Annotated in this window: 10 protein-coding genes; 7 read left to right on the top strand and 3 right to left on the bottom strand. The window is 66.0% G+C overall.

Annotation, left to right across the window (positions count from 1 at the left end; translation table 11 throughout):
- The first annotated feature begins 85 nt into the window (after positions 1-85).
- The 5 genes from AAW00_RS01795 (at position 86) to AAW00_RS01775 (ending at position 8,178) form a co-directional block, all read left to right on the top strand.
- Positions 86-1,039 carry a methylenetetrahydrofolate reductase gene (locus AAW00_RS01795; protein WP_047002637.1) on the top strand — a complete coding sequence of 318 codons (954 nt, stop codon included), beginning with the start codon at positions 86-88 and terminating at the stop codon, positions 1,037-1,039.
- A complete protein-coding gene (locus AAW00_RS01790) occupies positions 1,036-2,082 on the top strand; it encodes a homocysteine S-methyltransferase family protein (protein WP_047002636.1) in 1,047 nt (348 codons plus the stop codon). The genes AAW00_RS01795 and AAW00_RS01790 overlap by 4 nt, the downstream gene beginning before the upstream one ends.
- A gap of 92 nt (positions 2,083-2,174) precedes the next feature.
- On the top strand, positions 2,175-4,775 hold the full coding sequence (metH, locus tag AAW00_RS01785) for a methionine synthase (protein WP_047002635.1): 2,601 nt from the start codon (positions 2,175-2,177) through the stop codon (positions 4,773-4,775).
- A gap of 71 nt (positions 4,776-4,846) precedes the next feature.
- Positions 4,847-6,463 (top strand): hypothetical protein, encoded by a 1,617-nt coding sequence (locus AAW00_RS01780; protein ID WP_047002634.1) that lies wholly within the window; start codon positions 4,847-4,849, stop codon positions 6,461-6,463.
- A 71-nt stretch (positions 6,464-6,534) separates the two neighbouring features.
- Positions 6,535-8,178 (top strand): cryptochrome/photolyase family protein, encoded by a 1,644-nt coding sequence (locus AAW00_RS01775; RefSeq protein ID WP_082124879.1) that lies wholly within the window; start codon positions 6,535-6,537, stop codon positions 8,176-8,178.
- A 467-nt stretch (positions 8,179-8,645) separates the two neighbouring features.
- On the opposite strand, the gene AAW00_RS01770 is transcribed toward AAW00_RS01775, so the two are convergent.
- The 3 genes from AAW00_RS01770 to AAW00_RS01760 all read right to left on the bottom strand — a co-directional run bounded on the left by AAW00_RS01770 (position 8,646) and on the right by AAW00_RS01760 (position 11,213).
- The gene (locus AAW00_RS01770; RefSeq protein ID WP_052761717.1) at positions 8,646-9,005 is read right to left on the bottom strand and encodes a response regulator transcription factor; all 360 of its coding nucleotides are present in this window, start codon (positions 9,003-9,005) and stop codon (positions 8,646-8,648) included.
- Between the two features lie 223 nt (positions 9,006-9,228).
- Positions 9,229-10,134 carry a CPBP family intramembrane glutamic endopeptidase gene (locus AAW00_RS01765; RefSeq protein ID WP_063359788.1) on the bottom strand — a complete coding sequence of 302 codons (906 nt, stop codon included), beginning with the start codon at positions 10,132-10,134 and terminating at the stop codon, positions 9,229-9,231.
- 47 nt (positions 10,135-10,181) lie between these two features.
- Positions 10,182-11,213: a bifunctional transcriptional activator/DNA repair enzyme AdaA gene (locus AAW00_RS01760; protein ID WP_047002633.1), complete on the bottom strand. Its 1,032-nt coding sequence runs from the start codon at positions 11,211-11,213 to the stop codon at positions 10,182-10,184.
- Positions 11,214-11,294: 81 nt separating this feature from the next.
- On the opposite strand from AAW00_RS01760, the gene AAW00_RS01755 reads away from it, so the two are divergent.
- Together AAW00_RS01755 and AAW00_RS01750 are read left to right on the top strand one after the other, a co-directional pair.
- On the top strand, positions 11,295-12,845 hold the full coding sequence (locus AAW00_RS01755; protein WP_047002632.1) for a S1 family peptidase: 1,551 nt from the start codon (positions 11,295-11,297) through the stop codon (positions 12,843-12,845).
- 129 nt (positions 12,846-12,974) lie between these two features.
- Complete coding sequence (locus AAW00_RS01750; protein WP_047002631.1) at positions 12,975-13,532, top strand: F0F1 ATP synthase subunit delta; 558 nt, start codon at positions 12,975-12,977, stop codon at positions 13,530-13,532.
- Positions 13,533-13,547 lie beyond the last annotated feature (15 nt).

The following is a 13,547-nucleotide window of genomic DNA, read 5'->3' as shown; positions in this document are numbered from 1 at the left end:
GTTCGCGTATGCGAAATAGGTTTGATTTCGCGCCGCTTACGGGCATGAAGCGCCGCCCAACCTTCTGACAGCCGTATCGCGATCCATGACGCCCCCCGACTATCCAGCGCAAGCCGCCCATTTCGCCAACCAGCCACTGTTCGCCGGGCTGCCGGGTGACGTCACCGTGTCGTTCGAGGTATTTCCTTCGAAGACCGAAAAAGCCGAGGATTCGATGCTGCGGGCGGTCCATTCGCTCGCCACGCTCGGGCCCAGCTTCGTTTCGGTCACCTACGGCGCGGGCGGCTCCACGCGTGAGCGCAGCCTCGCCACCGCTACCCGTATCGCACGCGAGGTCCATGTGCCTGTCGCCGCGCACCTCACCTGCGTCGGCGCCAGCCGCGACCAGACGCTGGCCATGGCAGACAAGTTCTGGGACGAAGGCATCACCCGCGTGGTCGCGCTGCGCGGCGACATGCCCAACGAGGCGGGCAAGCTCGACCATCCGTTCGAAGCGCACCCGGAAGGCTATTCCTGCGCCGCCGAACTGGTCGAGGGGCTGCTGGAGCGGCACCCGTTCGACGTCTCGGTTTCCGCCTATCCGGAGATGCACCCGGAAGCCAAATGTGCCGACGAGGAACTCGCCTACCTCAAACGCAAGCTGGACGCGGGCGCGAACCGGGCGATCACGCAGTTCTTCTTCAGCTCCGACGCCTTCCTGCGCTTCCGCGACCGCGCCGTGGCCATCGGTATTGACAAGCCGATCGTGCCGGGCATCCTGCCGGTCCACAACCTTTCCCGCACCAAGCAGATGGCCGACCAGTGCGGGGCGACCCTCCCCGACTGGATCGTCGAGCTGTTCGACGGGCTGGACGACCACCCGCAGGCGCGCGAGCTGGTTTCCGCCACGGTCAATGCCGAGTTCAGCCGCCGCCTCTATGCCGAGGGGGTGCGCGAGTTCCACTTCTATACCCTCAACAAGAGCGAGCTGGCCTACGCCACCTGTCACCTGCTCGGCCTGCGCCCCGTGCGCGAAAACCTGCTGGAGCAGGCGGCATGAATGCGCGCGAAGCCCTGCTCGCCGCCGCCGCGGAGCGCATCCTGCTGTTCGACGGCGCCTTCGGGACCGAGATCCAGAACCGCCGGCTGTCGGAAGAGGACTTCGCCGGAACGCTCGGCCTCGGCGCCGACCAGAAGGGCAACAACGACATTCTCGCCCTCTCCCGCCCCGACGTGATCGACGCGGTGACGCGCGACTATCTCGCCGCCGGGTCGGACGTGGTCTCCACCAACACCTTTTCCGCCAACCGCATCAGTCAGGCGGACTACGCGGCGGAGAACCTGGTGGCCGAGATCAACCTCGCCGCCGCGCGCATCGCCCGCAAGGCCGCCGACGATTTCGCCGCGCAGGACGGCAAGCCCCGTTTCGTGGCCGGGGCCATCGGCCCGACCAACAAGACCCTCTCCCTCAGCCCCGACGTGGAAGACCCCGGCTACCGCGAGATCGACTTCGACTACCTGACCGACGTCTATCGCCAGCAGGCCGAAGCGCTGGTCGAGGGCGGCGCGGACTTCATTCTGATCGAGACGATCTTCGACACCCTCAACGCCAAGGCCGGGATCATGGCCGTGCGCCAGCTCGCCAAGGCGCTGGGCCGCGACGTGCCGCTGATGCTCTCGATGACGCTGACGGATCTCTCGGGCCGCAACCTCTCGGGCCACACGGTCGAGGCCTTCTGGTACGCCGTGCGCCATGCGAACCCGGTCGCGGTCGGCCTCAACTGCAGCTTCGGCGCGGAGCAGCTTCGCCCGCACGTGCAGCTGCTCTCCGGCATCGCCGACACCCTGCTGCTTGCCTATCCCAACGCCGGCCTGCCCAACGAACTGGGCGAATACGACGAGGAACCGCACACCACCGCTGGCCTGGTCGGCGAGTGGGCCAACGCGGGCCGCGTCAACATCCTGGGCGGTTGCTGCGGCTCCACGCCCGCGCACATCGCCGCCATGGCCCGCGCCGTTGATGGCGTAGCCCCCCGCGCCGTCCCCTCGCCCGCGCCGGCCATGCGCCTCGCCGGGCTGGAACCGTTTACGATTGCCGCCTAAAAGTCGTCCCAGCGAAAGCTGGGACCGCTATCCGCCTGCACCACGATTACGAAATCGATCCCAGCTTCCGCTGGGATGACGGAAATTTGAAAATGACCACGCCAACCGCAACCTTCGTCAATATCGGCGAACGCACCAACGTGACCGGATCGGCCGCGTTCAAGAAGCTCGTCATGGCGGGCGATTACCCGGCCGCGGTCGAGGTCGCGCGCCAGCAGGTCGAGAACGGCGCGCAGATCATCGACGTAAACATGGACGAGGGCCTGCTCGACGCGGTCGAGGCCATGACGACCTTCCTCAAACTCATCGCCGCCGAGCCCGACATCGCCCGCGTGCCCGTGATGATCGACAGCTCCAAGTTCGCGGTCATTGAGGCTGGGCTCAAGTGCGTCTCGGGCAAGCCCATCGTCAATTCCATCAGCATGAAGGAAGGCGAGGCGCCGTTCCTCGAACAAGCGCGCATCTGCCGCGACTTCGGCGCCGCCGTTGTCGTCATGGCCTTCGACGAGACCGGGCAGGCCGACACCAAGGCGCGCAAGGTGGAGATTTGCGGGCGCGCCTACGACCTGCTGGTGGCCGACGGCTTCGCGCGCGAGGACATCATCTTCGATCCCAACATATTCGCCGTCGCTACCGGCATCGCCGAGCACGACCGCTACGGACTCGACTTCATCGAGGCGGTGGCCGAGATCAAGGCGCGCTGCCCGCGGGCCAAGACCTCCGGTGGCCTCTCCAACCTCTCCTTCTCGTTCCGCGGCAACGAGGCGGTGCGCCGGGCCATGCACTCGGTCTTCCTCTACCACGCCATCCCCGCCGGGCTCGACATGGCGATCGTCAACGCTGGCCAGCTCGACGTCTACGACACCATCGATCCCGTGCTGCGCGAGGCCTGCGAGGATGTCGTGCTCGCCCGCCGTCCCGACGCCGCCGAGCGGCTGGTGGAGCTGGCCGAGAGCTACAAGGGCAAGAGCAAGGAAGACGAAAAGGCCGAGGCCGAATGGCGCGGCCTGCCGGTCACCAAGCGGCTGGAATACGCGCTGGTGAAGGGTATCGACGCGCACATCGTCGCCGATACCGAGGAGGCCCGCCAGGAGGCCGCCCGCCCCATCGAGGTGATCGAAGGCCCGCTGATGGACGGCATGAACGTGGTCGGCGACCTGTTCGGCAGCGGCAAGATGTTCCTGCCGCAGGTGGTCAAGTCCGCGCGCGTCATGAAAAAGGCCGTCGCCCACCTCGTTCCCTTCATCGAGGCCGAGAAGGAGGAAGGCGCCAAGCCCAAGGGCCGCATCGTCATGGCGACCGTCAAGGGCGACGTTCACGACATCGGCAAGAACATCGTCGGCGTCGTGCTCCAGTGCAATGGGTACGAGGTGATCGACCTCGGCGTGATGGTGCCGTGGACGAAAATCCTCGAGACCGCGCGCGAGAACGATGCCGACATCATCGGCCTCTCGGGCCTCATCACCCCCTCGCTCGACGAGATGGTGACCGTGGCCGAGGAAATGCAGCGCGCCGGCATGAACCTGCCGCTGCTGATCGGCGGCGCGACCACCAGCAAGCTGCACACCGCGCTCAAGATCGATCCGGCTTACGAGGGGCCGGTGCTCCACGTTCTCGACGCCAGCCGCGCCGTGGGCGTCGCCAGCAAGCTGCTCTCCGATACGCAGAAGGACGAGCTCGTCGCGGCGACAGCGGACGAATACCAAAAGGCCCGGGACGCGCGCGAGGGCAAGGCGCGCAGCGTGCTGCTTACCCTGGAGGAAGCGCGGGCGAATTTCTACGACTGCTACTACAGCGACAAGCCCGCCCCGCCCGAGCAGCCGGGCGTTCACGTCTTCCCCGACTGGGACCTGGCGGACCTGCGCCAGTATATCGACTGGACGCCGTTCTTCCGCAGCTGGGAACTCGCCGGCACCTATCCTGCCATCCTCGACGACGATATCGTGGGTGAGACCGCGCGCGACCTGAAGCGCGATGCCGATGCCATGCTCGACCGGATCGTCGAAGAGAAGTGGCTCACCGCCAGGGGCGTGGTCGGCCTCTGGCCCTGCGCGCGGGACGGCGACGACGTCACCATCCACGATGCCGAAGGCGACCGCCACGTGCGCGTTCCCTTCCTGCGCCAGCAGGTGAAGAAATCGCGCGAGCGGGCGAACTACTGCCTCGCCGACTTCATCGACCCCGACGGCGACTGGATCGGCGGCTTCGGCGTGGGCATCCACGGGATCGAGAAACACTCGGCCCGCTTCCTCGCCGACCGCGACGACTATTCGGACATCCTCCTGAAGGCCCTCGCCGACCGTCTGGCGGAAGCCTTTGCCGAGGCGCTGCACAAGCACGTGCGCACCCAGCTGTGGGGCTATGCCCGCGAGGAAAACCTCACAAACGAGGCGCTGATCAAGGAAGAGTACCGCGGCATCCGACCGGCGCCCGGCTACCCCGCCTGCCCCGACCACTCCTTGAAGCCGATTCTGTTCGATCTGCTCGACGCGGGCGACAACGCGGGATTGGTGCTGACCGAGAGCAACGCCATGCTGCCCACCAGCGCCGTCTCGGGCTTCTATTTCGGCCACCCGGAATCAAGCTATTTTGGCGTGGCGCGCATCGGGCGCGACCAGCTGGAGGACTACGCCGCGCGCCGCGGCCTCTCGCTCGAGGAAACCGAGCGCTGGCTGCGACCCAATCTGGACTAAATACCCAGCGCCAAGGCGTTGATTGCCAGCGACGAATCGCATAACCTTCTGCCCGGATTGGGGAGATTTTCATGCGCTTTTTCGCTGCCATCACCGCACTTGCCACCGCCACGCTTGCCACCAGCCCTGCGCTGGCCGCGGACTGGTATCGCGCCGAATCCGAACACTTTATCGTCTATTCCGAGGACAGCGAAGAGGGCACTCGCGAGTTCGTGCAGGATCTCGAACGGCTGGACGAGGCGATCTCGCTGCTGACGGGCGCGGGCAATACCGACCTGCCAGAATCGAGCAAGCTGACGGTGTTCCGCTACGGCGAACCTTCGGACATGTCGGCACTGGCGGCGGGCAGCCGCAATTCTGGCGTCGCCGGGTTCTTCATCCCGCGCGCCACCGGCTCGGTTGCCTTCGTACCTCGCCAGCTGGAGCGCCGCCGCACCCGAAGCCGCAGCCAGGATATGTCGCGCGACATGCAGGCCGATCCGCGCGGCGTGCTGTTCCACGAATACGTGCACTACTTCATGTACCAGCACCGCGACGCGCCCTACCCGCTGTGGTACTCCGAAGGGTTCGCCGAGCTGTTCTACAACATCGAGTTCAACGAGGACAATTTCGTCATCGGCGAGGTGCCCGGCACCCGCAGCGGCGCGCTCGCCACCGTGCCGATCGACCTTGCCGCCACCTTCGACCCGCAGCCCGGCCCCAACCGTGACTACGTGGCGCGCACCTATGGCCACGGCTGGCTGATCGCCAGCCACCTCAATCTCAATCCAGCCCGGCGCGGGCAGATGGGCGCCTACATGCAGGCGATCGCCAATGGTGCGTCGCGCATGGAGGCGGCCGAGCAGGCCTTCGGCGATCTCGAGGTGATGCGGCAGGAGCTGGAGGAATTCCGCCAGGGCCGCGCGCGCACCCTGCGCGTGCCCTATGCCGTGGCCGCCGATCCCGCGGTCGAGGTGCACCGCCTGTCCGCGCCCGAGGAAGCGCGCATGATGATGATGATACGCTCCAAGCGCGGGGTGGACGAGGACCAGGCCCGTCGGCTGGTGGGCGAAGCGCGCAGCCTCGTCGCGCAATATCCGGACGACTTCTCCGTCCTGCTCGCCGCGACCGAGGCCGAATTCGACGCGCGCAACTACGACGAGGCCGAGGCGCTCGCCCGCCGCGCGATGGCGCTCGATCCGCAGTCCAGCGATGCCGCCAACTATTACGCCGACATTGCCCTGCGCCGATCGTTCGACGCCCCCTCGCAAATCGCCGAGGCGCGCCGCCGGTTCGCCGCCGCCAACAACCTGGAGAACGATCACGCCTACCCGCTCTACGGCTATTACCTGACCTACCTGCTCGACGACCAGCCGGGCGAGCCGGAAGATGCCAAGGTCGCGCTGGAGGCTTCGTTCCGCTACGCCGCCTACGACCAGAATGTGCGCCGGGCGCTGGTCTACATGCTGCTCGACGAGAACCGCGTGGCCGATGCCCGCGCGGTGGGCGCACAGTGGTGGGACGGGCGCGGCGAGTACCAGTGCGTCGTGCGCAAGAAGTTCGACATGTTCGAGGCCGGCGAGCGCGAGCCGCTGCTCGAGGAATTCCGCCCCGACCATCCCGGCGAGTATCTCGACGAGGCCGCACGCGAGGCGCGCCGCGACGAGTTCGAGGCCGAGGTCGAGGCTATGGGCTGCAAGGACGCCTGACCGCGTCTTTCGTCCACGGGCTTTAGGGCAGGCGGCGGAACTCTCCGTGCGGCCTGCCCATTTGCCTTGCGATGGCTGCCGACGACAACCGCCCGATCCTCGTCCCCGTGCTGGGCGATCAGCTGACCCGTACCCTCGCCTCGCTGCGCGGTCGGACGAAGGACGATACCGTCATCCTGATGATGGAGGTCTGGGACGAGGCGACCTACGTCAAGCACCACAAGCAGAAGATCGTGCTGATCTTCTCCGCCATGCGTCATTTCGCCGCCGAGCTGGAGGATGCCGGCTGGCAGGTCGACTACGTGAAGCTGACGGACCCCGACAACGCCGGCAGCTTCACCGGCGAGGTCGCCCGCGCCGTGGAGCGCCACGATCCGCGCGCGATCCACGTCGTCGAGGCGGGCGAGTGGCGGGTGCAACAGGCCATCGAGGAATGGCCGGACAAGTTCGATTGCGAGGTAAAAATCCTGCCCGACGACCGCTTCGTCGCCAGCCTCGCCGAGTTCCGCGACTGGGCCGAGGACCGCAACCAGCTGCGCATGGAATATTTCTACCGCGAGATGCGCCGCAAGACCGGGCTGCTGATGACGGACGACGGCAAGCCGGTCGGCGGCGAGTGGAACCTCGACAGCGAGAATCGCAAGCCGCCCAAGGACGGCATGAGCGCGCCCGAGCGCCCGAAGTTCGAACCCGACGAGATAACGCAGCAGTGCATCGACCTTGTGCGGGAGAAATTCGCCGACCACTTCGGCAGCCTCGACAAGTTCGAATGGCCCGTCACCCGCGAAGAGGCCGAGGAAGCCGCCGACGCCTTCTTCGCCGAGCGGATCGAGAACTTCGGCCCCTACCAGGACGCGATGGTCGCCGGCGAGGATGACCTGTTCCACTCCATGCTCTCGACCAGCATCAATCTCGGCCTGCTTGACCCGCTCGAACTGTGCCGCCGGGCCGAGCAGAGCCACAAGGACGGCAAGGCTCCGCTTAACAGCGTCGAGGGGTTCATCCGCCAGATCATCGGCTGGCGCGAATACGTGCGCGGGTTTTACTGGCACCAGATGCCGCATCTCCAGCGCGCCAATGCGCTCAATGCCCAGCGCGGCCTGCCCGAGTTCTACTGGACCGGCGAAACCGACATGGCCTGCCTCGCCGATTGCGTGCGCTCCACCCGCGACAACGCCCACGCGCACCACATTCAGCGACTGATGGTGCTCGGCAACTTCGCCCTGCTGGCCGGCATCTCGCCGCCCGAGGTGCAGGACTGGTATCTCGTCGTCTATGCCGATGCCTATGAGTGGGTGGAACTGCCCAATGTCGCCGCCATGATCCTCTACGCCGACGGCGGCAAGCTGGCGTCGAAGCCCTATGCGGCGAGCGGCAACTACATCAACAAGATGAGCAACTACTGCTCCGGCTGCCGCTATTCGCCGAGTAAGAAGACCGGCGAAGGCGCCTGCCCGTTCAACCCGCTCTACTGGCACTTCATGGTCCGCCACCGCGAGCGGCTGGAGAACAATCCGCGCGTTGGCCGTATCTTTTCGACCTGGGATCGGATGGACGAGGACAAGCGGCAGGATTACCTCGACAGCGCCGAGGCATTTCTCGCGACGCTAGAACCTGCCGGCAAGACATGGGCGAAATCGTCGAGAGCCCAAGCGGGCGACACTCCGCAACAAAACTTAATGACAAATCACGGCGGTTGCGCTATTTTAACGTAAATTGCGCATCGATTGTTATATATTATTTTAAACTTTTCTGAAGTTTGCAAGCTCCGAGGCCACAATCGCTTTATCCCTTTCGCCGCGAGAATGGTTCGATCGTATTGGCTGGCTCCAATTGCAGGTGGAGTCCGATCGAATGGAACTTGAGAGCGCCCTTCGCCATGCCTTTCATCTTTTACAGCTCGCCCCGGGTCCGATCAGTGATATGTTCGGGGTTAAGATAGAGGAAGGCGCTTTCGAAGTGCTCCTTGATGGCGGTTATTTTGACAAAGCCGCGCGATCACTGGTCGCCGAACATCTCCCAATCACCATTAGCAAGCCGGACGGTCACTACGTGGTGAAAGTCAAAGGCTTATGGTTTGGCGCGGTTGCTGAAAAATCAGCGCGAACCTCGTCACAAGCTATCCTTGAAGCTTGGCTCGGTTGTGTTCTGGACGTCCGCGAAAAGGCATCAGAGCAGTTCTTCACGCATCCAGGTCAAGACCTGCCTGGATTCCGATCCGGACAGCGTCGGCCGTCGAGACTGCACTGATTTTTTCGTACAGATTTGCGCGGTGAACCTCGACCGTGCGCGGGCTAATCCCCAATTCTCGGGCGACACCCTTGTTGCTGAAACCACGCCCGATCAATACAAGCACCTGTCGTTCCCGAGACGTGAGATCGGCGATCCGCCGCTTGGCATCTTCACGCGCTGACTCTTCCTTGCGCCATATCAGCTCGCGCTCTTTCGCGTCTGCTATCAATTTGGTAAGGTCGCTCTCTTCAACTGGCCATCTGTAGTGGTCCAGCGCACCCGCAACCATCGCGCGAATGATCGCATCCATGTCAGGATCGTCCGGCCTCACTCGGCGCAACAGATCGGTAGCATCACGAAACGGCTCATTTGTCAGGCCTTCTAGTCAGTTTGCTGGCACGGTGTGACAATACGCAGACTTACTTAGCGTGGCTCCCCTCGCCCCCAGACAATTCAAGCTCCAGCGCCATCTTTGCATCTCTATATCGAAACATTAACGAGATTGACAGTTCCCGCCACAGCATGCCGAGAAATCAACTGGGGGTTATGTCCGCACCTCTGCGGCTCCACATCGGCCGCACAATCCGCCTACGCCGCGCGGCCAGCACCAGCATCCACACCCCCGCGCTCGTCGCCACGATCAGGGCAAAGACGGTCGCCTCGAGCCCGAAGCCGCCACCTGCCAACAGATCTGGTCCTTCCAAGGTTGCCGCGACCGGCCCGACAGTGGGGTTGCCGCTGACAGGCACGTCCCAAAGCGCCTGCACCACGTTCCACCCGGCGTGTAGGCCAATAGCCAGCCAAAGCGATCGTGTGAGGATGTAGGCCGCGCCGAGCAGGATTCCTGCCTCGATGGCGATGGCGGTCGAGCTGACGACGGTGGCGTTATCGTTCCACGCATGGCCGAAGCCGAACAGCAGTGAGCTAATGGCCAGCGCGATCCAGGTTCCGGTCATCTCCTCCAGCCAGCGCAGCACGATGCCGCGCATCAGCAGTTCCTCGAAGAATCCTGCATAAACGCCGAACAGAAAGACGATCGTCGGCCAGTCCGTGAAGTTGTCGCCGCCCTGAATGCGATAGACCCCAAAAAGCGCCGCCAGCCCAACACACAGGCTGATAAGTACGGCACCGCCCGCAAAGCCCAGTCCCGTGTCGCGCAGCATCGGGGGCAGCGGCAGGTCGTCACGCTTTTTGCGCCCGAGCCTGCGAATGGCGACTTTGTAGATCGAGGTCAGCGCGGCGACGAGCAGCACCACGGTCGCAATCATGCTTCCAGGTTCGCCCAGCGCATCATTCAGCACGACTTCGGAAAACAGCTGCACTAATGCCGTCATCAACAGGATCAGCACGATGGCGACGATCATCGCGACCAGCGGAAATTGCCAGATCTTTAGCCACAAGGGCCGTTCAGTCGCGGCGTTTTCAACTGTCTCGACCATCGTATTCTCCCAGTTGCCTAGGGCCATACGAGCACGCGCACAGCCTGTCAGCCGGAGTTCTCGCGATTCAACAGTTCGCGCTTGATATCGAGGCCATAGGCATAGCCGCCGAGCGTTCCGTCCGCCGCGATCACGCGGTGGCACGGGATCAGCACGGCGACGTTGTTTGCCCCGTTCGCACCGCCGACCGCGCGGCTGGCCTTCGGATTGCCCACCCGCGCGGCGAGCTGGCCGTAGCTCAGCGTCTCGCCCGGCGGGATGCGGCGCAGTTCGTCCCACACGCGCTGCTGGAAGGCGGTGCCCTTCACGTCGAGCGGGATTTGGTCGCCCGTTCCCGGTGCTTCCACCGCCGCCACCACGCGGGCGAGCAGGTCGCGGAAGTCCGCGCCCCCCTCGGCCAGCTCGGCGCGCGGGAAACGGGCGCGCAGCTCAGCCTCGCCCTCGCCGAAAGCGAGGCAGCAAACGCCCTTCTCGGTCGCGGCGACCAGCATGGGGCCGAGCGTCGTTGCCACGCTTGCCCATTCGATCCGCCGTCCGGCCCCGCCCCGGCTCCAATCGCTGGCGCTCATTCCCCTGTCCTTCCTTTCGTCGTAGAATCGCGATGGCGCGGCATAGCCCGCCTCGTATATGGCATCGGTTACCCTCTCCTCTCCAATCAGCGCCGCGTCCGCCCGCTCGCGTCGCAATGCGCGGGCGTAGGCGGCGGGCGAGAGGCCCACGGCGCGGGTGAAGACGCGCTGAAGGTGCGCGGGCGAATACCCGGTCGCCGCGCCCAGCCGCTCGAGCGGCACCGGCCCCTCCGCCTCGCGCAGCAGCTTGAGAACCGCGAGCACGGCGGCCTCGTCGCGGCTCTGACGATCGGGCGCACAGCGCTTGCAGGCGCGCAGGCCCGCCGCCTCGGCATCGGCGGGCCCGGCATAGAACCGCACGTTCACCCGCTTCGGAGCGCGCGCCGGGCAGCTGGGGCGGCAATAGATGCCGGTCGAATGCACGCCCGTGACAAACACGCCGTCGAAGCGGCGGTCTTTCGCGAGCGCGATCTGCCAGCGCTGGTCGTCAGTAAGAGAGGCGTTCGTCATGCGGCACAGTTAGCGGATGCCCACACGCCTGCGCGTCCCGAACCTTGCGGTCAATGTCCGGCGCGGCCAAAACGGCTGGCGATGCGCTTCTTCGTTGCCCTGTTCGCCATGCTCGCCGCCCTCGCCACGCCCGTGCTGGCCGATCCGGCGGACGTCGAGGCGGCATCGCGCGGCGTGGTGCGCGTCGTCATCATCGGCAACGACGGGCCGGAACTGCTGCCAGTCTCGCACGGCACCGGCTTTGCCGTCGGGCGCGAGCGGATCGTCACCAATGCCCACGTGATCCGGCAGGCGCTGGAGGACGAGCGGCTTGCCATCGGCATCGTCCCCGCCGACGGGGAGGAAGCCGTCTATGCCCGCATCGTGGCGGTCAGCGAGCGCAACGACCTCGCCCTGCTCGCCACCACTTCGAACCTCGGCCTGCCGCCCCTTACGATATCGGGCAATCCGCCGACCAGTGGCGCGGTGATCGCCATAGGCTATCCGGCCAACGTGGACCTGGCGCAGGGACTCGAGTTCGCCGACCTGTTCCGCGCCCAGCCGCCCGTTACCGCCACCGGCTTTCTCTCCGGCCGCCGCCCCAGCAGGGAGATGGACACCCTGCTGCACACCGCGCCCATAGCCGCGGGCAACAGCGGCGGGCCGCTGGTGGACGAGTGCGGGCGGGTGATCGGCGTCAACAGCTTCGGCGCGGAGAGCCAGGGATCGGACGCGGAGTTCTTCTTTGCCGTTTCCACCCGCGAGCTGCTGCCTTTCCTGCGTGCCAACGATGTTAGCCCGCAGATGAGTTCGGGCGCCTGCCGCAGTCTTGCCGCGCTCGATGCCGAGGAGCAGGCCCGCCGCGATGCCGAGGCCGCCCGCATCGCCGCCGCATCCCGCCAGAGCGCAGAAGAGCTTGCCGCCCGCACCGGGGAACTGCGCCGCACGGCGGGCTATGCCGTGATGGACGAACGGGCGAACGGCATGGCGCTCGCCTTCCTCGCCCTCCTCGTCGCCACGGCGGCAGGCCTCGTCGCGGCGTGGTTCCACGTGCGGCAGGAACTGCGCCGACGCGCGGTGGCGGGCGCGCTGGCGCTGGCCGCGCTGATCGGAGGCGTGGTCGCTTGGTTCACTCGCCCACCATTCGAGGAGATCGACCGCCGGGTGGAAGACGCGCTGCACGACGAGGCGCGAGGCGCCGATACCGGCCCCGTCGTCGCTGGCGGAGCGGGCGGCGGCGACTACATCTGCACGCTCGACGAGAGTCGCAGCCGCGTCACCGGCGCTCCGGCGCGGGACCTGCCCTTCGCCTGGCGCGAGGACGGCTGCGTCAACGACCGCACGCAGTACGGCCGCACCGACGGCACCTGGGCCCGCGTCTTCGTGCCCGCGAACGAGGCGGCGGTCTCGGTCAACCGCTTCGATCCCGCGTCGAGCGAACTGACGATGGAACGCTACCTGCTGGGCCGCGAGGCCATGACCCAGGCGCGCACCGCCCGCGGCGGCTTCACCGCGCCGCAGTGCGGAGCTAGCGAGGCCGAAGCGCGCGCGTTCGGCACCGCGCAGGACGCCGTCACCTCGGCCCTGCCCTCGACACCGAATGAGCGGCTGGTCTATCGCTGTACGGCTTCCGCGCCAGAAGGCGAGAGCTAGTCCGACCCACCGGGTTGCATCGCAGCAATACGGCTGCTAGGCGCGCGCCAGCTTTGGCAGGGTGCTTTTGCGCATCCTGATTCCCTTTGCCCCGATCTCCGTCACCCGGACCCAAGAGGACCCCACAGCGTGGAACTTACCGCCGGTATCAAGGCCAGCCTGGCAGGACGTTATGCCAGTGCCCTGTTCGACCTCGCCAGCGAGGCCGGCACGGTCACCGCTGTCGAGAACGATCTCGAACGTCTGCGCTCCGCCCTCGCCGAATCGGGCGAACTGCGCGCGCTGATCCGCAACCCGGAAATCAAGCGCCACCAGATCGCCGGCGTGATGAACGGCATGGCCGATCACCTCGGCCTGTCGGAGCTGACCCGCAATTTCCTCGGCGTGTTGGCGACCAATCGCCGCGTCGCCGATCTCCCAGCGATCATTCGCGCCTTTTCCGCCATCGCCGCCGCCCAGCGCGGCGAGGTGCAGGCCGAGGTCGCCAGCGCGCATGCGCTGACCGACGAGCAGATCGCCACCCTCGAATCGAAGCTGCGCGCCCGCGAAGGCCGCACGGTGAAGCTTTCCAGCCGCGTCGATCCCAGCCTGCTCGGCGGTCTGGTCGTCACCATCGGCTCGCAGCGCATCGACAGCTCGATCCGCACCCGTCTCAACTCGCTTGCACAAGCCATGAAGAGCGCCTGAGCGCTCCCTCACACT

It is taken from the genome of Aurantiacibacter luteus (assembly GCF_001010945.1).
Taxonomy (GTDB): Bacteria; Pseudomonadota; Alphaproteobacteria; order Sphingomonadales; family Sphingomonadaceae; genus Alteraurantiacibacter; species Alteraurantiacibacter luteus.
This window is presented reverse-complemented; position numbering and strand designations above follow the sequence as displayed.